Raw genomic sequence first — 20,654 nt, 5'->3', positions numbered from 1 at the left:
GGCCATGGCTCAGATGTCCACTTCCACGGCGTCGCCGTGCAGTTCCATCAGTTCGCGGCGCGCGGCGGCCTCGCCCTTGCCCATCAGCTTGGTGATGAGGCCCTCGGTGGCGGCGAAGTCCATGTCGCCCAGCTGCACGGGCAGCAGGCGGCGCGTGTCGGGGTTGAGCGTGGTTTCCCACAGCTGCTCGGCGTTCATCTCGCCCAGGCCCTTGAAGCGGCTGATCTGGCACTTCTCGCGCGCCACGCCGTCCTTGGCGCATTTGTCGAGAATGGCCACCAGCTCGCCCTCGTCCAGCGCATACATCTTGGAGGCCGGCTTCTTGCCGCGCGCCGGCACGTCCACGCGAAACAGCGGCGGGCGCGCCACGTAGATGTGCCCGGTCTCGATGAGCTTCGGGAAATGGCGGAAGAACAGGGTGAGCAGCAGCACCTGGATGTGCGATCCGTCCACGTCGGCATCGGACAGGATGCAGACCTTGCCGTAGCGCAGGCCCGAGAGGTCGGGCGAATCGTTGGGGCCGTGCGGGTCCACGCCGATGGCCACGGAAATGTCGTGGATCTCGGTGTTGCCGAAGAGCCGGTCGCGGTCCACCTCCCAGGTGTTGAGCACCTTGCCGCGCAGCGGCAGGATGGCCTGGCTTTCCTTGTCGCGGCCCATCTTGGCGCTGCCGCCGGCCGAGTCGCCCTCGACCAGGAAGACCTCGTTGTGTGCGAGGTCGCGGCTCTCGCAGTCGGTGAGCTTGCCGGGCAGCACGGCAACGCCGGAGCCCTTGCGCTTTTCGACCTTCTGCCCGGCCTTCTGGCGCGTCTGCGCGGCCTTGATGGCCAGCTCGGCGAGCTTCTTGCCATAGTCAACGTGCTGGTTCAGCCACAGCTCGAGCGCCGGGCGCACGAAGCCGCTCACCAGCCGCACCGCGTCGCGGGAATTCAGCCGCTCCTTGATCTGGCCCTGGAACTGCGGGTCCAGCACCTTGGCCGACAGCACGTAGCTGGCGCGGGCGAAGACGTCCTCGGGCAGCAGCTTGACGCCCTTGGGCAGCAGCGAATGCAGCTCGATGAAGCTTTTGACGGCATTGAACAGGCCGTCGCGCAGGCCGCTTTCGTGCGTGCCGCCGGCGCTGGTGGGGATCAGGTTGACGTAGCTCTCGCGCACCGGGTGGCCGTCCTCGGTGAAGGCCACGCACCAGGCGGCGCCCTCGCCTTCGGCGAAGCTCTCGTGGTGCCGGTCGGCGAAGCCTTCGCCTTCGAACAGCGGGATCACCGGGTCGGCGTTCAGCGTCTGGCCGAGATAGTCGCGCAGGCCGCCCTTGTACTGCCAGGTCTGCGTCTCGCGCGTCTTCTCGTTCACGAGGGAGACCGACACGCCGGGCATCAGCACCGCCTTGCTGCGCAGCAGGTGAGTGAGCTCGCCCATGGGCAGCGCGGTCGCCTCGAAGTACTTGCCGTCGGGCCACACGCGCACCGTGGTGCCCTGCTTGCGCTCGCCGGCGGCCAGCGGGCGGGCCACCAGCGGCTCGGTCACGTCGCCGCCTTCGAACACCAGGCGGGCCACCTTGCCCTCTCGGTGGGTGCTGGCCTCCAGACGCAGGGCCAGCGCATTGGTCACCGAGACGCCCACGCCGTGCAGGCCGCCCGAGAAGCTGTAGGCGCCGCCCGAGCCCTTGTCGAACTTGCCGCCCGCATGCAGGCGGGTGAACACGAGTTCGATCACCGGGGCCTTCTCTTCGGGGTGCAGGCCGAACGGGATGCCGCGGCCGTCGTCTTCCACGCTGACCGAGCCGTCGGCGTGCAGCGTGACCTTGATCTTCTTGCCATGGCCGGCGAGCGCCTCGTCGGCCGCGTTGTCCAGCACTTCCTGGATGATGTGCAGCGGGTTGTCGGTGCGGGTGTACATGCCCGGACGCTGCTTGACGGGTTCCAGTCCCTTGAGGACGCGGATCGAGCCTTCGGAGTATTCGCTTGGCGGGGTGGAGGAGGGTTTGGCTGCCATGGGGGCGGATTGTAGTGCCGCAGGTCCGGATGGGCTGGATATAAACCCAGCCTTCTTTTCACCCGCCGCCGATGCCCGCGGTGGAATGGGTCGCGAAGGCGTGCACGCGGATGCGCCGCTTTGGCTACATTTGCCGGATGCCTCAAGACCCCCAGAAATTGTCCATGGCCCAGGTATTGGTGTGCGGCGCCGCCATCGTCACACTGTCCATGGGCATCCGCCACGGCTTCGGGCTGTGGCTGCAGCCCATCATCCAGGACATGGGCTGGACCCGCCAGTCGTTCGCGCTGGCCATCGCGGTGCAGAACCTCGCCTGGGGCTGCTTCGGCATCTTCGCGGGCATGGCGGCCGACCGGTTCGGCGCCTTCCGCGTGCTGATCGGCGGGGCCGTGCTGTACGGCCTGGGCCTGGTCGGCATGGCCCTGTCGCCCACGCCGGCGCTCTTCGCCCTGACCGCGGGCGTGCTGATCGGCGCGGCGCAGGCGGGCACCACCTATGCGGTCATCTACGGCGTGCTGGGCCGGCAGATCGCCCCGGAGAGGCGCTCCTGGGCCATGGGCGTGGCGGCGGCGGCCGGCTCGTTCGGGCAGTTCCTGATGGTGCCGGTGGAGGGCCAACTCATCGTGCGCCTGGGCTGGCAGGAGGCGCTGCTGGTGCTCTCGGCCATGGTGCTGCTGATCGTGCCGCTGGCCTTCGGCCTGCGCGAGCCGGGCTTTCGAAGCCGCACCGCCACCGCGCGCTCGCAGACGGTGGGCCAGGCGATGGGCGAGGCGCTGCGCTACCCGAGCTTCCTGATGCTGACGGCGGGCTACTTCGTCTGCGGCTTCCAGGTGGTGTTCATCGGCGTGCACATGCCCAGCTACCTCAAGGACCACGGCATGTCGCCGCAGGTGGCCAGCTACGCGCTGGCGCTGATCGGTCTGTTCAACGTGTTCGGCACGTACATCGCCGGCACGCTGGGCCAGCGCAATCCCAAGCGCTACATCCTCGCCTTCATCTACCTCGCCCGGGCCGTGGCGATCAGCGTGTTCCTGCTGGTGCCGCTGTCGCCCCTGTCGGTGTACGTGTTCTCGGCGGTGATGGGCGTGCTGTGGCTGTCCACCATCCCGCCCACCAACGCCACGGTGGCGCAGATCTTCGGCGTGCAGCACCTGTCCATGCTGGGCGGGTTCGTGTTTTTCAGCCACCAGATCGGCAGCTTCCTGGGTGTCTGGCTGGGGGGCTATCTGTACGACACCACCGGCAGCTACGACCTGGTCTGGTACCTGGCCATCGGCCTGGGCGTGCTGGCCGGACTGGTGAACCTGCCGGTCAAGGAAAGCCCGATCCCCCGGGCGCCGCAACCGGCCTCGGCCTGAAAGGCGCTGACCATGCCATTGACCTCGCACCCGTCGCATCGCCCGCTGCCGGGCCCTGCCCGCGTCCGCCGGGCGTGGGCCTGGGGCGCCGCCGGCGCGGTGCTGCTGGCCGCCGTGTTCCTCCTGTATGCGGAGCCGGACTTCGTGGTGATGATGGCCGACCAGCTGTGGGCCTGCTTCTGAAAATGGTGCCCAATCGCCCTCATGCCGTTGATTTCATTGCCATGACAGCTATTATTTTCATAGCAAATGCCGGCGCCGCAGGGTCTTGAACCACCTTCGGAGTGGATCCAGCGCTGGGCCCACCTCGTGCCGCCCGGCGCCAGCGTGCTGGACGTGGCCTGCGGCAGCGGCCGGCACCTGCGCTGGCTCCAGGGGCGCGGGCATCCCGTGACCGGCGTGGACCGCGACCCCGACGCGCTGGCCCAATTGCGGGGGCTGGGCGAAATCCTCTGCGCGGACATCGAAGCCGGGCCCTGGCCGTTGGCAGGCTGCACCTTCGGCGCCGTGGTCGTCACCCGGTACCTGTGGCGGCCGCTCCTGCCCACGCTGGTGGCCAGCGTCGCGCCCGGCGGCGTGCTGCTGTACGAAACCTTCGCCGCGGGCAACGAAACCGTCGGCCGCCCGGCCCGGCCGGACTTTCTCTTGCGGGCCGGGGAACTGCTGCAGGCCTGCGCGGGTCTGTGCACGGTGGCCTATGAAGATGGCTTCCTCGATGCACCGGAGCGATTCGTCCAGCGCATCGCCGCGGTCCGGCTGCAAGAGGGGGCCGCACCGGCACGCCACCGGCTTGCACCGCCGCTCTAGTTAGAATGCTCCTTTACCCGTTTTCCACCGCGGACATGACCCCTCCCAGCTCTCTCACCGGAAGCATCGTCGCCCTCGTCACCCCCATGCACGAGGACGGCAGCGTGGACTACCCCACCCTGCGCCAACTGATCGACTGGCACGTCGCCGAAGGCACCGACTGCATCGGCGTGGTGGGAACCACCGGCGAGTCGCCCACGGTGAACGTCGAAGAACACTGCGAAATCATCCGCGTGGCCGTCGAGCAGGCCGCCAAGCGCGTGCCCATCATGGCCGGCTGCGGCGCCAACTCCACGGCCGAGGCCATCGAGCTGGCCCGCTTCGCCAAGAAGGTCGGCGCCGACTCGCAACTGCAGGTCGTGCCCTATTACAACAAGCCCACGCAAGAGGGCCAGTACCAGCACTTCAAGGCGATCGCCGAAGCGGTGGGCGACCTGCCCATCGTGCTGTACAACGTGCCCGGCCGCTCCGTGGCCGATATGCTGCACGACACCGTGCTGCGCCTGGCACAGGTGCCCGGCATCATCGGCATCAAGGAAGCCACCGGCAACATCGAACGCGCGCAGTGGCTGATCCGCGACGTGCCCAAGGGCTTCGCCGTGTACTCCGGCGACGATCCGACGGCCGTGGCGCTCATGCTGTGCGGCGGCCAGGGCAACATCAGCGTGACCGCCAACGTGGCGCCGCGCCTCATGCACGAACTGTGCGTGGCCGCGCTGGCCGGCGATGTGCGCCGCGCCATGGAAATCCAGTTCCAGCTCATGCCCACCCACAAGCAGCTGTTCGTCGAAGCCAACCCGATTCCGGTGAAGTGGGCGATGCACCGCCTGGGCCGGTGCGGCGGCGCGATGCGCCTGCCCATGACCCCGCTGAGCCAAGGCAACGAAGCCGTGGTGGAAGCCGCCCTTCGCGCCAGCGGCCTGCTGTAATTCAGGCCCGCCGCCTTGCCTGCCCCGCTCTCCCCAGACACCAAAGAGGATTTCCGCGTGAACGCTATCAACCGCCTGGGCCTGCTGGGCCTTGCCATGGCCCTGTCCGCCTGCTCCGTCCTGGAGAATGACAAGATCGACTACAAGAGCGCCACCAAGGGCGCGACGCTCGAGGTGCCGCCGGACCTGAGCCAGATCTCGCGCGACTCGCGCTACGCCGTGCCGGGTGGCGTGGTGTCGGCAGCCGCCTTCGAGGCCGGCCAGTCGCAAAAACCCGTGGGCGCCGTGAACGCGGCCACGCGCACCATTGGCGACGTGCGCATCGAACGCGACGGCAACCAGCGCTGGCTGGTCGTGAGCCGCCCCGCCGACGTCCTGTGGGACCCGGTGCGCGACTTCTGGACCGAGAACGGCTTCGTGCTGGTGCAGGACCAGGCCAACCTCGGCATCATGGAAACCGACTGGGCCGAAAACCGCGCCAAGCTGCCGCAGGACATCATCCGCTCCACCATCGGCAAGGTGTTCGACTCGGTCTACTCCACCGGCGAGCGCGACAAGTTCCGCACCCGCCTGGAGCGCGGCCCCAACGGCAGCACCGAGATCTTCATCAGCCACCGCGGCATGGTCGAGGTTTACACCTCCGCCCAGAAGGAAAGCACCGTCTGGCAGCCCCGCCCGGTCGATCCGGAGCTGGAAACCGAATTCCTGCGCCGCCTGATGGTCAAGCTGGGCGTGAGCCAGGAGCAGTCCCGCGCCATCGCGGCCGCGCCCGCACAGCAGGTGCCCACGGCTCGCATGGCACGCCAGGGCAATGTGCCCGTGGTGGAACTGGGCGAGAACTTCGACCGTGCATGGCGCCGCGTGGGCCTGGCGCTCGACCGCACCGGCTTCACGGTGGAAGACCGCGACCGTGCCCAGGGCATCTATTTCGTACGCTACGTCGAGCCCACCGAGAAGAAGGACCCCGGCTTCTTCGGCAAGCTGCTGGGCCGCTCGTCGGATGCCGCGGCACCGGTCAAGTACCGCGTCGTGGTGCGCAGCGTCGAGAACAAGAGCACGGTGTCCATCCTGAATGCTGCCGGTGCGCCCGAGACGTCGGCCAATGCCGAGCGCATCGTGCGCGTGCTGACGGACGACCTGAAGTAATCCGGGCCCGGGACTGCGTGCTGCGTTTCAAGAACCTGGGCAGCGGCAGTTCGGGCAACGCCACGGTGGTGGAGGGGCGCTGCGGCACGCAGGTGCGGCGGCTGCTCATCGACTGCGGGCTGGGACCACGGCAACTGGCATCGCGCCTGGCCGCCGCCGGGCTGTCGATCGATGACCTCGACGCCCTGTTCATCACCCACGAGCATTCAGACCACGTGGGCTGCATGGAGAAGCTGGTGCTCAGGCACCGCATTCCGGTCTGGATGAGCCACGGCACCTACACGGCCATCGGCGCGCCGGGCCTGGATGGGCTGCTGAACATCGCGCAGGACGGCGTGCCCATCGATCTGGGCGCGTTCGAGGCCCTGCCCTTCACCGTGCCCCACGACGCCCGCGAGCCGCTGCAGCTGCGCTGCAGCGACGGCGCGACACACATCGGCCTGCTGACCGACCTGGGCCATGCCACCGACCATGTGCTGGCCCACCTCCAGGGCTGCCATGCGCTGCTGCTGGAATCCAACCACGACCCCGATCTGCTCGCCGTCTCCAGCTACCCGGCGTTCCTGAAGCGCCGTATCAGCGGCCTCTACGGCCACTTGGCCAACACCGTGGCCGCCGACATCCTGCGGGCTATGCAGCACACGGGGCTGAGCCGCGTGGTGGCGGCCCACCTCAGCGCGCAGAACAACCGCCCCGAACTGGCCCAGGCCGCGCTGGCCTCGGCCTTGGAATGGGACACCTCCCGCGTGGACGTGGCCAACCCGGTCACCGGCTCCGACTGGATCGCCTGCGGCTGATCTTTTGGCAGGCCGCGGACTTGGTAACGCCTTGAGGTCCGCAAGGCATCTCGCATCTCGTACCCCTGCGAAACCACTTCAACGGCCCGCCCAATAAAAAAGCCCCGACCTGGTGGTACGGGGCTTTTTGCCGGGCTCCGGCACGGTGTGCCGAAACCGGGTGGAGCGATCGCTTACTTGGCGGTGGAAGCGCCGGCAGCGGCTGCAGCAGCGGCGTCGGCAGCGGCCTTGGCAGCGTCGCCCGCGGGAGCGGAAGCCGCGTCGGAAGCGGGAGCGGTCATGGCAGGGGCTGCGTCGGAAGCAGCAGGCGTCACCACGGGAGCGGGAGCCGGTGCTGGTGCGGGTGCTTCCACAGGAGCGGGAGCCGGTGCAGCGGCTTCTTCCTTCTTGCCGCAAGCGGCGAGAGCGACGGAGGCGACCAGAGCAGCCAGAACGAGAGAGTTCTTCATTTCAGTTTTTCCTATTGGACAGACGGATATTGGAATTGCCGCCATTGGCGCCCTCTTGCAGCGTGCTCTTTGGCGGTGCTTGGCGCTCAGGGGCGCCTTTTTTTACTTCAACCGCAAATTATAGGGAGATTCCGTCAATACAGACTAACACCGACGGGACGTTTTGTTTCTCTTCGGTAAATCGCAAAATGGGGAGCGCATTATTCACAGCCCCAGCGTGGTCGCTGGAAACCCCGGCGAACTCTTGCGCAGCAGCCATTCGTTGAGGGCCTCGCGCGCCAGCAGGCGTCGCTCGGGCTCGCGGCCGGCCACGCCGGCACAGCGCTCGGGGTCCAGCCGTTGCAGCACCCAGGCATCGGACCAGAGCACGCTGGGCAGTTCCAGGCGGTCCGCCGTGGGTGCGCGGCGGCATTCGATCACATGGTCCCACACGCCGCGCCACTGTACGAAGCGCGCATGGCGCCGCACCATTTCGTCGTACGTTCCGGCCAGCACCGTGAGGCGGCGCCCGCGGCGCGCCCAGGACTGCAGCGAATCGATCACCTCGCGCTCGCCAAGCGGCCAGTCGTGAAAGTCGAAGTCGCTCAGCACGATCTCGTTCCAGCCCTCCCGGGCCGCGCAGGCCAGCCCGTCGCGCACCCACTGGCGAAAGTCCTCCCGTCCATTGAAACGCCCGGCGGGCAGTGCAGCGGCCGACTCGGAAGGGCGGGGGAATGCATCGGACATCGGTGGCTCCTCGGGGTGACTGCGCCTTTGCGCGTTCAACGTTCCATCAATCGGGCGGCGACCAGGCGTGCGCCCAACCCGTTTCGCACCAGGACGACAGCAGCTCCAGCGCATCATCGCTGGCGCGCGCGAGATCGCGGGGGCGCAGCACGCGCTCATCGGCCAGCCGGCGCATGAGGGTGGCATCGCGGCCTGCCGCCAGGTAGCTGTCGCCGTTGATGAACACATGGCGCGCGTCATACACCATGCGGGTGCGGCGGTCCAGTTGAACGCCCTCCAGCAGCCCCCCCACCGCCCCGGGCTCGAACCACACGTTGGGCTTGGGCTCGGTCAGGCTCTCGCCCAGGGCGCGCTCCAGGGCCAGCGGCTCGGACAGTGCCCGCTCCAGCGCCTGGCGGGCAAAGGCCTGCAGCGCCGGGGGAATCTCGCCAGTCTGCGCCACCGCGGCCTGCGACGGATCACGGTACAGCTGGGGTGGAGCATCGTCATCGGCGGCATCGTCGGCCAGGCGCGACAGCAGCTCCTGCGCGATCCCGTTGCGGGCGGGGGAGCGGAACCCGATGGAGTAGGTCATGCATTCGCCTTCGGCGATGCCATCGTGCGCATAGCGCGGCGGCAGGTACAGCATGTCCCCGGGCTCGAGCACGAACTCCTGCTCGGGCTCGAACTGCGCCAGCACCTTGAGCGGAATGCCCTCGCGCAGCGTGAGGTCCTTCTGCCGGCCGATGCGCCAGCGCCGGCGCCCCTGGGCCTGGAGCAGGAAGACGTCGTAGCTGTCGAAATGCGGTCCGACGCCGCCGCCATCGGAGGCATAGCTGATCATCAAGTCGTCGAGCCGCGCGCGCGGCACGAAGCAAAACTGCTCCATCAGCGCATGCACCGCGTCGTCATGCAGATCGACGCCCTGCACCAGCAGCGTCCACTCGCGCGTGGTGAGCGGGGGCAGAGAACGGCGCGAGAAAGGGCCGTGGCGCAGCTTCCACGCGCCGGCCTTGTGCTGCACGAGGCGCGATTCAACGCCCTCTTGCGCGGCGAGCGCGAACAATTCGGCACGTTGCACCGGCGGGTCGAACGCGGCAATGGCCTGGCGAACCAGCAAGGGCTTTTTCTGCCAGTGGCGGCGCATGAACTGCGCCGGCGTGAGCCCGCCCAGCAGCGCCAGAGGTTGTTGAACATCCATGGGGAATTGATGCCGCGTGCGCGGACGAGGGTCGAACTGCGACAATTCTCCTATGGAAATCAACCAACAATGTGTGGTCGCTTTGACCTGGATCCTGAAAGACACCCTGGGCGAGGAGCTGGACGTGCTCGATGAGCCGGTCGAATTTCTCGTCGGCGGCGACGATCTGCTCGCGCGCATCGAAGAGGCCCTGCAAGGCCATGCCGCGGGCACGTCGCTGTCGCTGCACCTGGAGCCTGAGGAAGCCTTCGGCGACTACCAGGACCAGCTGCTGTTCCTCGAACCGCGCAACCTCTTTCCCGCCGATCTGGAAGAAGGCATGACGGTCGAAGGCAGCGCGCTGCCGCAGGGCACCAACCCCGCAGCCCCGCGCGACGTGCTGTACACCGTGGCACAGATCTACCCGGAGCACATCGTGCTCGACGGCAACCACCCGCTGGCCGGCATCGCGCTGCGCCTGCACCTCACCGTGCAAAGCGTGCGCGAGGCCACCGAGGAAGAGATCGGCCGCGGCTCGGCCGGCACCGGCTTCTTCCGCATCCAGCCGCCCGCGGCGGACGCACCCACCCTTCACTGACCGATTCATCGACCCATGCAAAACGGGCCCCGAGGGGCCCGTTTTGCATGGGGTGCCTGCCGCGCGTGCGCGGCAGGCAACGAGACCATGGGAGGTCAGATGCGCGAGATCTGGCCGCCATACAGGCGCACGCGGTCGCCGGTGCGCAGGTCGCCTGGCGTGGTCACGTCATAGACGCGCTGGCCGCCCTGATCCAGCTGGATCGTCAGGCGGTAGCCCTCGGCCTGGCCGTCGTTGTTGTTGTTGCCGGTGCGGCCTTCGATCTGGTTACCCACCACACCGCCGCCCACGGCACCCAGCACGGTGGCTGCGGCACGGCCGCTGCCCTTGCCCACCTGGTTGCCCAGAACGCCGCCGGCCACCGCGCCCAGCACGGCACCCGCGCCGCTGGTGCCGCGGTTGCGCGCGTGCAGGGTTTCGATGTTGGAGACCACGCCGAACTCGGTGCCGTTCTGGTTCTGGTTCTGCGCAGCGGGATAGGAGGAATAGCCCGGCTGGGGCTGGGCGGGGTAGTTGTTGGAATAGCGCGGTTGCTGGGCGCAAGCCGAGAGCAGGGTCACCAGGGCGACGGAACCTGCCAGGGTGGCGGAGCGGATGAAACGGGACATGAGAGTTCTCCTTCAGAGCGATGCGCAGGCCTTCAAAGCCTTTGACGTGAAGCGGATTGCACCATGCAGCCCACCCCGGATCCCGACGGGCAATCGCGGCCCGGCAGGCAAGACAGATACCGGCAGCCATGTCGGCGCCGGCCTACAAACGACCGAAATGGAGGGCCTTTCAGACCGATCAGGCCTGGCCCGTCGAGCCGTAGCCGCCTTCGCCGCGCTGCGTGGCGGGAAAGTCGCTGACCACGTTGAACTGCGCCTGCACCACAGGCACGATGACCAGTTGGGCCAGCCGCTCCATGGGCTCCAGGGTGAACGCCGTGTCGCTGCGGTTCCAGGCACTGACCATGAGCTGGCCCTGGTAGTCGCTGTCGATCAGCCCCACCAGATTGCCCAGCACGATGCCATGCTTGTGCCCCAGGCCCGAGCGCGGAAGGATCAGTGCGGCATACCCGGGGTCCTTCAGATAGATGGCGATCCCGGTGGGCACCAGTTGCCAGGCGTTGGGCTGCAGCGTGAGCGGCTCGTCCAGGCAGGCACGCAGGTCGAGGCCGGCGCTGCCCGGCGTGGCGTAGGAAGGCAGTTGCGCTGCCATGCGGGGGTCGAGAATCTTGACGTCGATCTTCACAGGTTCAATTCACTTCTTGGGAAAACGGGAATTCGGGGGCTGGCGCGCCGCGTGGCGCAGCGCCTCGAGCACGGTTTGCAGCGCTGCGGCGCGGTCGGTGCCGGGCGATGATGGCAGGCCGCTGGACAGCAGGCGCCCTGCCGCGCCCAGGCCCCACCACAGCAGGCCGAGCGAGACGACGCCGAACAGTGAACCCCAGGCGAAAGCCAGCCACGCCACCGCTTTCGCCATCACCAGCAGGAGCAGCACCGCCCGTGCCAGGCGCAACAGCCGGAGCCCTTGGGCGCCCGGCATCGCCAGAGAGGCCGGACGCGTCACCGCATCGCGGACGGGCGCCTTCACGGCTGCGCCTTTCGCTGCCGTACCGACGACAGTCGGGCGGGCGCCGTAGTGGCCAGGCTCCTCACCGGGCGCCAACGAATGGGCCGGATGCTGCATGCGGCTGAGCCGCTCGACGTAGCTCGCGAAATCGCCGTTGGGCGGCGTGTCCCATTCGGGGCGCAAGGGATGCTGCACGGGGGATGTCTCGGACGGAATGTCAGGCGGCGCCCGCGATGCGCCGGGCGATCTCGGCCACCAACTGGCGGGCGAGCTCGCGCTTGGAGGCGCGCGGCAGCTCGCGGTGCCCCTGGGCATCGATCAGCAGCAGCGCGTTGTCGTCCTGCCCGAAGGTGGCCGGGCCGATGTTGCCCACCAGCAGCGGCACGCCCTTGCGCTCGCGCTTGGCGCTGGCGTGGCGCAGCAGGTCTTCGCTCTCCGCCGCAAAGCCGACGCAGAACAGTTGCCCCGCACGGGCGCGCTCGGATTTCGCCACCTGGGCCAGGATGTCCGTGTTCTCCACGAACGCCAGCGCAGGCACCTCGCCGGAACCGTCCTTCTTGATCTTGTGGCGGGCCGCCTGCGCGGGGCGCCAGTCGGCCACGGCAGCGGTTGCTACAAAAACAGTAGCATTCGAGGCATATTCCACTACGGCATCGAGCATGTTTTGTGCCGATTGCACGTCCACTCGGCGCACGCCGCGCGGTGTGGGCAGGTGCACCGGCCCCGCCACCAACGTGACTTGCGCGCCGGCCTCTCGCGCGGCGCGGGCGATGGAAAAGCCCATCTTGCCGCTGGAGCGGTTGGTGATGCCGCGCACCGGGTCGATGGCCTCGAACGTGGGGCCCGCCGTCACCAGCACATGCTGGCCGACCAGTACCTTGGGCGCGAAGAACGCCGTCAGTTCTTCCAGCAGTTCGGCCGGCTCCAGCATGCGGCCGTCACCGGTCTCGCCGCAGGCCTGGTCGCCGTTGCCCACGGCCAGCACCACGGCGCCGTCGCGCGCGACCTGCGCCAGGTTGCGCTGCGTGGCCGGGTGCGCCCACATCTCGCGGTTCATGGCGGGGGCGAGCAGCAGCGGCACGCGGTCGATGGGCCGGGCCAGGCAGGTCAGGCTCAGCAGTTCGTCGGACCGCCCCTGCGCCAGACGCGCGATGAAGTCCGCGCTGCACGGCGCAATGACGATCGCGTCGGCCTCGCGGCCCAGGTTGATGTGCGGCATGTTGTTGGGCTCGCGCGCGTCCCACTGCGAGTGGTACACCGTGCGCCCCGTCAGCGCCTGCATCGTGACGGGGGTCATGAACTGCGCGGCCGCCTCGGTCATCACGACCTGCACGGAGGCCCCGGCCTTGATCAGCAATCGGGCGAATTCCGCCGATTTGTAGCAGGCGATGCCGCCGGAGAGTCCCAGGAGAATGTGTTTGCCGGCGAGCTCGTTCATGGCGCGCAATTTAGCAGACGGGGCGCGGGGTCGGAGCGGGCGCCGGCCGGGCGGCCGATGGCCGCCCTCTATAATCCCGATTTCCCACCACCAAAAAAGACATGACCAAATTTGTCTTCGTCACCGGCGGTGTGGTGTCTTCCCTGGGCAAGGGAATCGCCTCAGCCTCCCTTGCCGCGATCCTCGAATCGCGGGGCCTCAAAGTCACCCTCATCAAGCTCGACCCGTACATCAACGTGGACCCGGGCACCATGTCCCCGTTCCAGCACGGCGAGGTCTTCGTCACCGACGACGGCGCCGAAACCGACCTCGATCTCGGCCACTATGAGCGTTTCATCGAAACGCGCATGAAAAAGACCAACAACTTCACCACGGGCCGCATCTACCAGAGCGTGCTGGAGAAGGAACGGCGCGGCGACTACCTCGGCAAGACCGTGCAGGTCATTCCGCACGTCACCAACGAAATCCAGGAATACATCAAGCGCGGCGCCGGCGTGGGCACGGGCGACGCGGTGGACGTGGCCATCGTCGAGATCGGCGGCACGGTGGGCGACATCGAGTCCCTGCCCTTCCTCGAAGCGGTGCGCCAGCTGAGCCTCAAGCTCGGCCCCAACAACGCCGCCTTCGTGCACCTGACCTACCTGCCGTGGATCGCCGCCGCGGGCGAGCTCAAGACCAAGCCGACCCAGCACACCGTGCAGGAGCTGCGCAAGATCGGCATCCAGCCCGACGCACTGCTGTGCCGCGCCGATCGCCGCATTCCCGAGGAAGAGCGCGGCAAGATCTCGCTGTTCACCAACGTGCCCGAGTGGGGCGTGATCAGCATGTGGGACGTGGACACCATCTACAAGGTGCCGCGCATGCTGCACGAGCAGGGCCTGGACGGCCTGATCTGCGACAAGCTGCGCCTGAACACGCCGCCCACCACCCTCAAGCGCTGGGACCAGCTCGTCTACGAGACCGAGCATCCGCAAGGCGAGGTCACCATCGCCATGGTGGGCAAGTACGTGGACCTGTCCGACAGCTACAAGTCGGTGAACGAGGCGCTGCGCCATGCCGGCATGAAGAACCATGTGCGCGTGAAGATCGAACACATCGATTCCGAGACCATCGGCGCGGCCGACGCGGCCGAAAAACTCGCCAAGTACGACGCCATCCTGGTGCCCGGCGGTTTCGGCGCGCGCGGCGTGGAAGGCAAGATCAGCACGGCCCGCTATGCCCGCGAGCACCAGGTGCCCTATCTGGGCATCTGCCTGGGCATGCAGGTCGCCACCATCGAATACGCGCGCCACGTGGCCGGTCTCAAGGACGCCAACAGCACCGAGTTCGAGCCTGCCACGCCCCACCCCGTGATCGCCCTGATCACCGAGTGGAAGGACGCCGACGGCACGATCAAGACGCGCAACGAGAACTCCGACCTGGGCGGCACCATGCGCCTGGGCGCGCAGAGCTCGGACGTGGCGTCCGGCACGCTGGCGCACGAGATCTACGGCAACATCGTCACCGAGCGCCACCGCCACCGCTACGAAGCCAACGTGAACTACCTCGACCAGCTGCGCAAGGCGGGCCTGGTGATCTCGGCGCTCACGCAGCGCGAGCAGCTCACCGAGATCGTCGAGCTGCCCAAGAGCGTGCATCCCTGGTACATCGGCGTGCAGTTCCACCCCGAATTCAAATCGACGCCGTGGAACGGCCACCCGCTCTTCAACGCCTTCATCAAGGCGGCCGTGGAGCGCCAAAAGAGCCAGCAGCCAGCCCTCGCGGCGGCCTGAAAGCCTTCTTCCGAAGCAACGACGAGAAAAGAAAGAACCCCTGCCATGAAACTCTGCGGCTTCGACGTCGGCCTGGAACACCGCTTCTTCCTCATCGCGGGCCCCTGCGTGATCGAGTCCGAGCAACTGCAGATGGACGTGGCCGGCCAGCTCAAGGAGACGGCGGCGGCGCTGGGCATTCCGTTCATCTTCAAGAGCAGCTTCGACAAGGCCAACCGGTCGTCGGGCACCAGCTTTCGCGGCCCCGGCCGCGAGAAGGGCCTGGAGATCCTGGCCAAGATCCGGCGCGACCTGGACGTGCCCGTGCTGACCGACGTGCACACCGAGGACGACATCACCGAGGCCGCCAAGGTGGTCGATGTGCTGCAGACGCCCGCCTTCCTGTGCCGCCAGACCGACTTCATCCGCGCGGTGGCGCAGTCGGGCAAGCCGGTGAACATCAAGAAGGGCCAGTTCCTCGCGCCGCACGACATGAAGAACGTGATCGACAAGGCCCGCGCCGCCGCGCTGGAGGCTGGCCTGCCCGAGGACAGCTTCATGGCCTGCGAGCGGGGTGCGAGCTTCGGCTACAACAACCTCGTGTCCGACATGCGCGGCCTGGCCATCATGCGCGAGACCGGGGCGCCGGTCGTGTTCGACGCCACCCACTCGGTGCAGTTGCCGGGCGGCCAGGGCACGAGCAGCGGCGGCCAGCGTGAGATGGTCCCGGTGCTGGCCCGCGCCGCCGTCGCCGTGGGCGTGGCGGGCCTCTTCATGGAAACGCACCCCGACCCGGCCAAGGCCCTGTCGGACGGCCCCAACGCCGTGCCGCTCAAGCACATGAAGGCGCTGCTGGAAACGCTGGTGGCGCTGGACACCATCACCAAGCGCAACGGATTCCTCGAAAACAACTTTGGAGCCTGAGCCATGAGCAGTGGTTACGTCATCGCATCCGTCACCGTCACCAACCCGACGCAGTACGAGGAGTACAAGAAGTGGAGCACCCACGCCATGCAGGTGCATGGCGCCGAGGTCTGCATCCGCGGCGGCAAGGTCGAGGTGCTCGAAGGCGACTGGAACCCCGGCCGCACCGTGCTGCTGAAGTTCCCGAGCTTCGAGGCGGCCCGCGCGTTCTACGACACGCCCGAGTACCAGAAGGCCAAGGCGGCCCGCGAAGGCGCGGCCGTCATGCGCATGGTGTGCGTGGAAGGCGTGTGAATTGAAGGTCGCGCTTCATCCACCCATGGTGGTCGCTATCGCGAAAGACAATTACCTGACGCCTCAGCACGCTTTTGCTGACAACACCGACATTCCGGCGATGAGCCCGCCACGGTATGGTCAGGACATCACCTCTGGCTGCCGCTTCCGCGCCCCCAGAGGCCAGAGCGTGGGAGACAGTCCCAGCGACCTAGCCCCCAAGATGCTGAAATTGCTAGGTATCTTTGCGGCCGGCGACAAGACGGGCATGGCCAGGCGTTTGTTTGATGATTTCCTGAACACCCGCAGGACCGCTGTCGAGTACTTCGATGACGAGCGACTCAATACGGCAGTGGGCAACCACCCCAATGTCAATTCGTTCTGCAATGCGGTCGTTTCCGCACCCAACTCACCCAACCGGACCACCGGCCAAGTACGCCTTCATCAATCGCTGAAGAACGCGCAGTGGGACATCAAGAAGCTCCACATGCCGACCAACCTGGGCGTTCCCGCCTTGAACTTGGGAAGCAAGGTCTTTTCGACTCGGGATTTCAATAACGGACTGGGATTGATGATCAACGGGGTGCAGTACGTTTATGTCATCGCGACCCACTACCATTACGACAGCAATGCCAAGAAATACTGGCTGACCCTGAATTTCGTTTTCTACGACATCTTTGGCCTGGACGACGATGATCTCAGGGAATATGGAGCGGCTTCAGATTCGATCATCGCTTCGCCGGCGTCGGTCGGCATTACGGCTTGGTGGCAGCTTCAGCATCAGTTCGGCTATTTCCCGTTGGTGACCCGCGCTGCCACCGTCAAAGAATATGAAATCGCTGCCGAATAATTTATTCAAAAACAATAGGGTATCGGCTTTTGCTTGTGCCTGCCTTATTCTCGGTCTTCTGCTGACTCCGGTGGCTTACATCGCCATTGGGAGTCTCAGCGGTTTTTCCGCAGCATTTTCATTGATTGCACTGCCACCACTGGCACTGAGCCTCTCTTTTTTGCTTTTTCGCTTTTTTAAAAAAAATACTGCTACCGAATCAATCAATATCCGCCATGCGATCGAATTGACTTGCTGGCTGCTGGTATTTTTGTTTTTATTCTTTGTCTCCAACTTCACACTGCTGACCACTTCAGAGCGCGTTGGATTGTTTTCCACGCTTTTTCTGGTCTGCACCATTGTTTCAATTCCGTTGCTGGCCATTCGCCCTTCTGCATTGATTCAAAGAGTGAATGCTTGGCCCCAGGCTTTGGTTATCACTGTAGGTTTAGTACTGGGTCTGCCCGCAGTGATTCTGACTGCCGCCTACCTGCTAAGCTCCGTTGCATCGCTTTGAAGATAACGCCATCCATATGAGAAGCACGCCTCCAATGCTGTTGGGGCAGCGCTTTGAACCAGAATTAATCATCAACCGGAGAATCCTGAATGAGTGCCATCGTTGATATCGTAGGTCGCGAAGTGCTGGACAGTCGCGGCAACCCCACCGTCGAATGCGACGTGCTGCTGGAATCGGGCGTGATGGGCCGCGCGGCCGTGCCCTCTGGCGCGTCCACCGGCAGCCGCGAGGCCATCGAGCTGCGCGACGGCGACAAGGGCCGCTACCTGGGCAAGGGCGTGCTCAAGGCCGTGGAGCACATCAACACCGAGATTTCCGAGGCCGTGCTGGGCCTGGACGCCTCCGAGCAGGCCTTTCTGGACAAGACCCTGATCGACCTGGACGGCACCGACAACAAGAGCCGCCTGGGCGCGAACGCCATGCTGGCGGTCTCCATGGCCGTGGCCCGCGCCGCCGCCGAAGAGTCCGGCCTGCCCCTGTACCGCTACCTGGGCGGCATGGGCGGCATCCAGTTGCCCGTGCCGATGATGAACGTCATCAACGGCGGCGCGCATGCCAACAACAGCCTGGATCTGCAGGAATTCATGATCGTCCCCGTGGGTGCGCCGAGCTTCCGCGAAGCCGTGCGCTGGGGCGCCGAGGTGTTCCATGCCCTCAAGAAGATCATCAACGACCGCGGCATGAGCACCGCCGTGGGCGACGAGGGCGGTTTCGCCCCCAGCGTCGAGAACCACGAAGCCGCGATCCAGCTCATCCTGCAGGCCATCGACGCCGCCGGCTACACCGCCGGCGAACAGATCGCCCTGGCCCTGGACTGCGCGGCCAGCGAGTTCTACAAGGACGGCCACTACGTGCTGGAAGGCGAAGGCGGCATCCGCCTGACGGCCCAGCAATGGACCGACATGCTCGCCGCGTGGGTGGACAAGTACCCCATCATCTCCATCGAGGACGGCATGGCCGAAGGCGACTGGGACGGCTGGAAGCACCTGACCGAACGCCTGGGCGAGAAGGTGCAGCTGGTGGGCGACGACCTGTTCGTCACCAACACCAAGATCCTGAAGGAAGGCATCGACAAGCGCATCGCCAACTCGATCCTCATCAAGATCAACCAGATCGGCACGCTGACCGAAACCTTCGCCGCCATCGAGATGGCCAAGCGCGCCGGCTACACGGCCGTGATCTCGCACCGTTCGGGCGAAACCGAGGACAGCACCATCGCCGACATCGCCGTGGGCACCAACGCGGGCCAGATCAAGACGGGCTCGCTGTCGCGCTCGGACCGCATCGCCAAGTACAACCAGCTGCTGCGCATCGAGGAAGACCTGGGCGACATCGCCCACTACCCCGGCCGCGCTGCGTTCTACAACCTGCGCTGACCTGAACCCACCGCCAGGGCACAGTCCTCCCTCCTTCTGTGAGGGCCGTGCCACGGGCGGTGACCGATCCCTTTCCTGCCGCCTGATCTGACCGCCATGAGTCCCCGCATCGTTCCGCTGGTGCTGCTGCTCCTCCTCGTGGGGGTGCAGGCGCAGCTGTGGTCCGGCCGCGGCAGCGTCCACCACGTGCAGGAAATGAAGGAAAAGATCGCCGCGCAAAAGCAGGCCAATGCCGAGGCGCGCCAGGCCAACGAACGCCTCACCTCCGAAGTGCACGACCTGCGCGAAGGCCTGGACATGGTCGAGGAAAAGGCGCGCAACGAACTGGGCATGGTCAAGCCCAACGAGATCTACGTGCAGGTGACCCACCGCTGAGCGGACAGGTCCCTGCAGCGTTCATTCCCACCGCCCCCCGAGTCCCTTGGCCGCCGATCCGGTCCGCATCGCCCTGCTGGGCGCCCCCGGCACCGGGCTGGAGGCTTTGGCGCGCGCGGTGGCACGGCACCTGCAGCCGGGGCATGCCTTGGTCGATGCCTGCCCGGCGCTGCATGCGGCCGTGTCGCGCTGCCTGCAGGCGCCGGTGGGCCCCTTGCAAGATGCGGCGCAGCAGGCGCTGGCAGCGCTGGCGGCGACCCATGCGGCAACGTGCCGAGCCACGCTGCTCGGCGGACTGGACGGCGCGACGCCTTCGAAAGCCTCGGGCCAGACACCGCAGCCCTCCGGGCAGGAGCGGTTCGATGCCTGCCTGCGCGGGGCGCTTTCCGAGGCCGGCGTGTCCTATCGCGTGCTGTACGGCAGCGAGAACGAGCGGCTGCGGGCGGTCCTGGATGCTATTAAAAAAATAGCGCCTAAGGCATATGATCCGCCGGCACCCACAGTTTTTGATCAAGAAGCGCCGGCACGGCCTGCCCGCCTTCGTGCATGGTCGTGCGAGAAGTGCAGCGACCCCGAGTGCGAGCACAAGCTGTTCACGGCGCTGCGCGGCTGATGCGGGACCCGCGGGCCTTGCCGCCGGCGGCTACTGAACGCTGGACGGCCCTGGCAATTGCTTGCCGGGCTCGGTGAAGATCTGCGCCGCATCCACCGCGTCGTAGCGGTACTGCTGGCCGCAGAACTCGCAGGCCACCTCGATGTCGCCGCGCTCGGCGAGGATGCTCTCGGCCTCTTCCACCCCCAGGCTGCGCAGCATGTTGCTGACGCGCTCGCGGCTGCAGGTGCAGGCGAACCGCGGGCCGTCCACGCCCTGCTGGGGCACGAAGCGCAGCAGTTTCTCTTCCCAGAAAAGGCGGCGCAGGATGGTGTCCACGTCCAGGCCCAGCAGTTCGTCGCGCGTCAGGCTGGCCGCCAGGGTGGCGATGCGGTTGTAGTCCTCGTTGTGGCCGATCTGGTCCTCGTTCTCGCGGTGGGTCAGTTCGCCGGCGAGGTTGCCCTCGCCCTTGATCGGCATGCGCTGGATGAGCAGGCCGGCGGCCACCTGGTCGTCGGCGGCCAGCACCAGCGTGGTGTCCAGCTGCTCGGACTGCAGCATGTAGTGCTGCAGCACGTCGCTGAGCTTTTCGATCTTCTCGTGGTGGTCGCCATGCAGCGGCACCACGCCCTGGTAAGGCTGCCGGCCTGGAAGGCGGTCCTTCGGATCGAGCGTGATGGCGCAGCGCCCGCCGCCGCCCACGTTCACCATGTCGCTCAGGCGGGCACCGTCCGGCACTTCGCCGTTCACCGAGGCCGTGGCGCGCAGGCTGAGGTCCGACTGCACCTCGGCCACCGCCAGCTTGACGGGGCCGTCGCCGAAGACCTGCAGCACCAGCGCCCCGTTGAACTTGATGTTGGACTGCATCAGCACGCCGGCCGCGGCCATCTCGCCCAATAGCTCGCGCACGGGCGGCGGATAGGCGCCGGAGGTGGTGTTGCCGGCGCGCCGTGCGAGGATCTCGGTCCAGGCGTCGGTGAGGCGCACGATCATGCCGCGCACGGGCAGGCCATCGAAAAGAAACTTGTGGAGTTCAGACACCCTGGTTTTCCTGAAATGTTGGC

The 20,654-nt window shown here is 66.7% G+C and carries 24 protein-coding genes; 15 read left to right on the top strand and 9 right to left on the bottom strand.

The features are described 5' to 3' along the window. Positions 1–9: 9 nt before the first annotated feature. Entirely contained in the window at positions 10–1,992 is a 1,983-nt protein-coding gene (locus M5C96_RS06860) for a DNA topoisomerase IV subunit B (RefSeq protein WP_272568075.1), read from the bottom strand. A 137-nt stretch (positions 1,993–2,129) separates the two neighbouring features. On the opposite strand from M5C96_RS06860, the gene M5C96_RS06855 reads away from it, so the two are divergent. From M5C96_RS06855 to M5C96_RS06830, 6 genes are all read left to right on the top strand, one after another. Further along, complete coding sequence (locus M5C96_RS06855; RefSeq protein ID WP_272568074.1) at positions 2,130–3,350, top strand: MFS transporter; 1,221 nt, start codon at positions 2,130–2,132, stop codon at positions 3,348–3,350. Between the two features lie 12 nt (positions 3,351–3,362). Next, a complete protein-coding gene (locus M5C96_RS06850) occupies positions 3,363–3,533 on the top strand; it encodes a hypothetical protein (protein ID WP_272569878.1) in 171 nt (56 codons plus the stop codon). Between the two features lie 66 nt (positions 3,534–3,599). Then, complete coding sequence (locus tag M5C96_RS06845; RefSeq protein WP_272568073.1) at positions 3,600–4,157, top strand: class I SAM-dependent methyltransferase; 558 nt, start codon at positions 3,600–3,602, stop codon at positions 4,155–4,157. Between the two features lie 35 nt (positions 4,158–4,192). Beyond that, positions 4,193–5,086 (top strand): 4-hydroxy-tetrahydrodipicolinate synthase, encoded by an 894-nt coding sequence (gene dapA, locus M5C96_RS06840; RefSeq protein WP_272568071.1) that lies wholly within the window; start codon positions 4,193–4,195, stop codon positions 5,084–5,086. 57 nt (positions 5,087–5,143) lie between these two features. Then, positions 5,144–6,232, top strand: a complete 1,089-nt coding sequence (bamC, locus tag M5C96_RS06835) for an outer membrane protein assembly factor BamC (RefSeq protein WP_272568070.1) — start codon at positions 5,144–5,146, stop codon at positions 6,230–6,232. 17 nt (positions 6,233–6,249) lie between these two features. Beyond that, on the top strand, positions 6,250–7,029 hold the full coding sequence (locus tag M5C96_RS06830; protein WP_272568068.1) for an MBL fold metallo-hydrolase: 780 nt from the start codon (positions 6,250–6,252) through the stop codon (positions 7,027–7,029). Positions 7,030–7,202: 173 nt separating this feature from the next. Here M5C96_RS06830 and M5C96_RS06825 read toward each other — a convergent pair whose 3' ends face one another. From M5C96_RS06825 to M5C96_RS06815, 3 genes are all read right to left on the bottom strand, one after another. Next, positions 7,203–7,478, bottom strand: a complete 276-nt coding sequence (locus M5C96_RS06825) for a hypothetical protein (protein ID WP_272568066.1) — start codon at positions 7,476–7,478, stop codon at positions 7,203–7,205. A gap of 204 nt (positions 7,479–7,682) precedes the next feature. Further along, positions 7,683–8,204: a hypothetical protein gene (locus tag M5C96_RS06820; protein ID WP_272568065.1), complete on the bottom strand. Its 522-nt coding sequence runs from the start codon at positions 8,202–8,204 to the stop codon at positions 7,683–7,685. Positions 8,205–8,250: 46 nt separating this feature from the next. After that, positions 8,251–9,384, bottom strand: coding sequence for a cupin domain-containing protein (locus tag M5C96_RS06815; protein WP_272568064.1), 1,134 nt, complete (start codon positions 9,382–9,384; stop codon positions 8,251–8,253). 52 nt (positions 9,385–9,436) lie between these two features. Between M5C96_RS06815 and M5C96_RS06810 the strand changes: the two genes are divergently transcribed. Next, the gene (locus M5C96_RS06810; RefSeq protein WP_272568063.1) at positions 9,437–9,961 is read left to right on the top strand and encodes an FKBP-type peptidyl-prolyl cis-trans isomerase; all 525 of its coding nucleotides are present in this window, start codon (positions 9,437–9,439) and stop codon (positions 9,959–9,961) included. A gap of 95 nt (positions 9,962–10,056) precedes the next feature. On the opposite strand, the gene M5C96_RS06805 is transcribed toward M5C96_RS06810, so the two are convergent. From M5C96_RS06805 to coaBC, 4 genes are all read right to left on the bottom strand, one after another. Then, complete coding sequence (locus M5C96_RS06805; protein WP_272568061.1) at positions 10,057–10,569, bottom strand: glycine zipper 2TM domain-containing protein; 513 nt, start codon at positions 10,567–10,569, stop codon at positions 10,057–10,059. A 178-nt stretch (positions 10,570–10,747) separates the two neighbouring features. Continuing rightward, a complete protein-coding gene (dut, locus tag M5C96_RS06800) occupies positions 10,748–11,194 on the bottom strand; it encodes a dUTP diphosphatase (RefSeq protein ID WP_272568060.1) in 447 nt (148 codons plus the stop codon). Between the two features lie 9 nt (positions 11,195–11,203). After that, positions 11,204–11,710 carry a hypothetical protein gene (locus M5C96_RS06795; RefSeq protein ID WP_272568059.1) on the bottom strand — a complete coding sequence of 169 codons (507 nt, stop codon included), beginning with the start codon at positions 11,708–11,710 and terminating at the stop codon, positions 11,204–11,206. A gap of 22 nt (positions 11,711–11,732) precedes the next feature. Further along, positions 11,733–12,953 carry a bifunctional phosphopantothenoylcysteine decarboxylase/phosphopantothenate--cysteine ligase CoaBC gene (gene coaBC, locus M5C96_RS06790; RefSeq protein WP_272568058.1) on the bottom strand — a complete coding sequence of 407 codons (1,221 nt, stop codon included), beginning with the start codon at positions 12,951–12,953 and terminating at the stop codon, positions 11,733–11,735. A 101-nt stretch (positions 12,954–13,054) separates the two neighbouring features. Here coaBC and M5C96_RS06785 point away from each other — a divergent pair, with 101 nt between their 5' ends. The 8 genes from M5C96_RS06785 to M5C96_RS06750 all read left to right on the top strand — a co-directional run bounded on the left by M5C96_RS06785 (position 13,055) and on the right by M5C96_RS06750 (position 19,611). Further along, a complete protein-coding gene (locus M5C96_RS06785) occupies positions 13,055–14,725 on the top strand; it encodes a CTP synthase (protein ID WP_272568057.1) in 1,671 nt (556 codons plus the stop codon). Between the two features lie 45 nt (positions 14,726–14,770). Beyond that, positions 14,771–15,628, top strand: coding sequence for a 3-deoxy-8-phosphooctulonate synthase (gene kdsA / locus M5C96_RS06780; protein WP_272568056.1), 858 nt, complete (start codon positions 14,771–14,773; stop codon positions 15,626–15,628). A gap of 3 nt (positions 15,629–15,631) precedes the next feature. Continuing rightward, positions 15,632–15,922: a DUF1330 domain-containing protein gene (locus M5C96_RS06775; protein ID WP_272568055.1), complete on the top strand. Its 291-nt coding sequence runs from the start codon at positions 15,632–15,634 to the stop codon at positions 15,920–15,922. Positions 15,923–15,947: 25 nt separating this feature from the next. After that, entirely contained in the window at positions 15,948–16,751 is an 804-nt protein-coding gene (locus M5C96_RS06770; RefSeq protein WP_272568054.1) for a hypothetical protein, read from the top strand. Next, positions 16,732–17,247, top strand: a complete 516-nt coding sequence (locus tag M5C96_RS06765; protein ID WP_272568052.1) for a hypothetical protein — start codon at positions 16,732–16,734, stop codon at positions 17,245–17,247. The genes M5C96_RS06770 and M5C96_RS06765 overlap by 20 nt, the downstream gene beginning before the upstream one ends. An 89-nt stretch (positions 17,248–17,336) precedes the next feature. Next, positions 17,337–18,623 carry a phosphopyruvate hydratase gene (gene eno / locus M5C96_RS06760; RefSeq protein WP_272568051.1) on the top strand — a complete coding sequence of 429 codons (1,287 nt, stop codon included), beginning with the start codon at positions 17,337–17,339 and terminating at the stop codon, positions 18,621–18,623. A gap of 96 nt (positions 18,624–18,719) precedes the next feature. Beyond that, positions 18,720–18,998, top strand: a complete 279-nt coding sequence (locus M5C96_RS06755) for a septum formation initiator family protein (RefSeq protein ID WP_272551727.1) — start codon at positions 18,720–18,722, stop codon at positions 18,996–18,998. Between the two features lie 46 nt (positions 18,999–19,044). Further along, on the top strand, positions 19,045–19,611 hold the full coding sequence (locus M5C96_RS06750; protein ID WP_272568049.1) for a hypothetical protein: 567 nt from the start codon (positions 19,045–19,047) through the stop codon (positions 19,609–19,611). A 30-nt stretch (positions 19,612–19,641) separates the two neighbouring features. Here the strand turns inward: M5C96_RS06750 and hslO are convergent, their stop codons facing one another. Next, the gene (hslO, locus tag M5C96_RS06745) at positions 19,642–20,631 is read right to left on the bottom strand and encodes an Hsp33 family molecular chaperone HslO (RefSeq protein WP_272568048.1); all 990 of its coding nucleotides are present in this window, start codon (positions 20,629–20,631) and stop codon (positions 19,642–19,644) included. Between the last annotated feature and the right edge of the window lie 23 nt (positions 20,632–20,654).

Origin of the sequence: Acidovorax sp. GBBC 1281 (genome assembly GCF_028473645.1) — a bacterium.
Taxonomy (GTDB): domain Bacteria; phylum Pseudomonadota; class Gammaproteobacteria; order Burkholderiales; family Burkholderiaceae_C; genus Paracidovorax.
The sequence above is the reverse complement of the archived record's forward strand: the minus strand, read 5'-3'. Positions and strand labels throughout refer to the sequence as shown.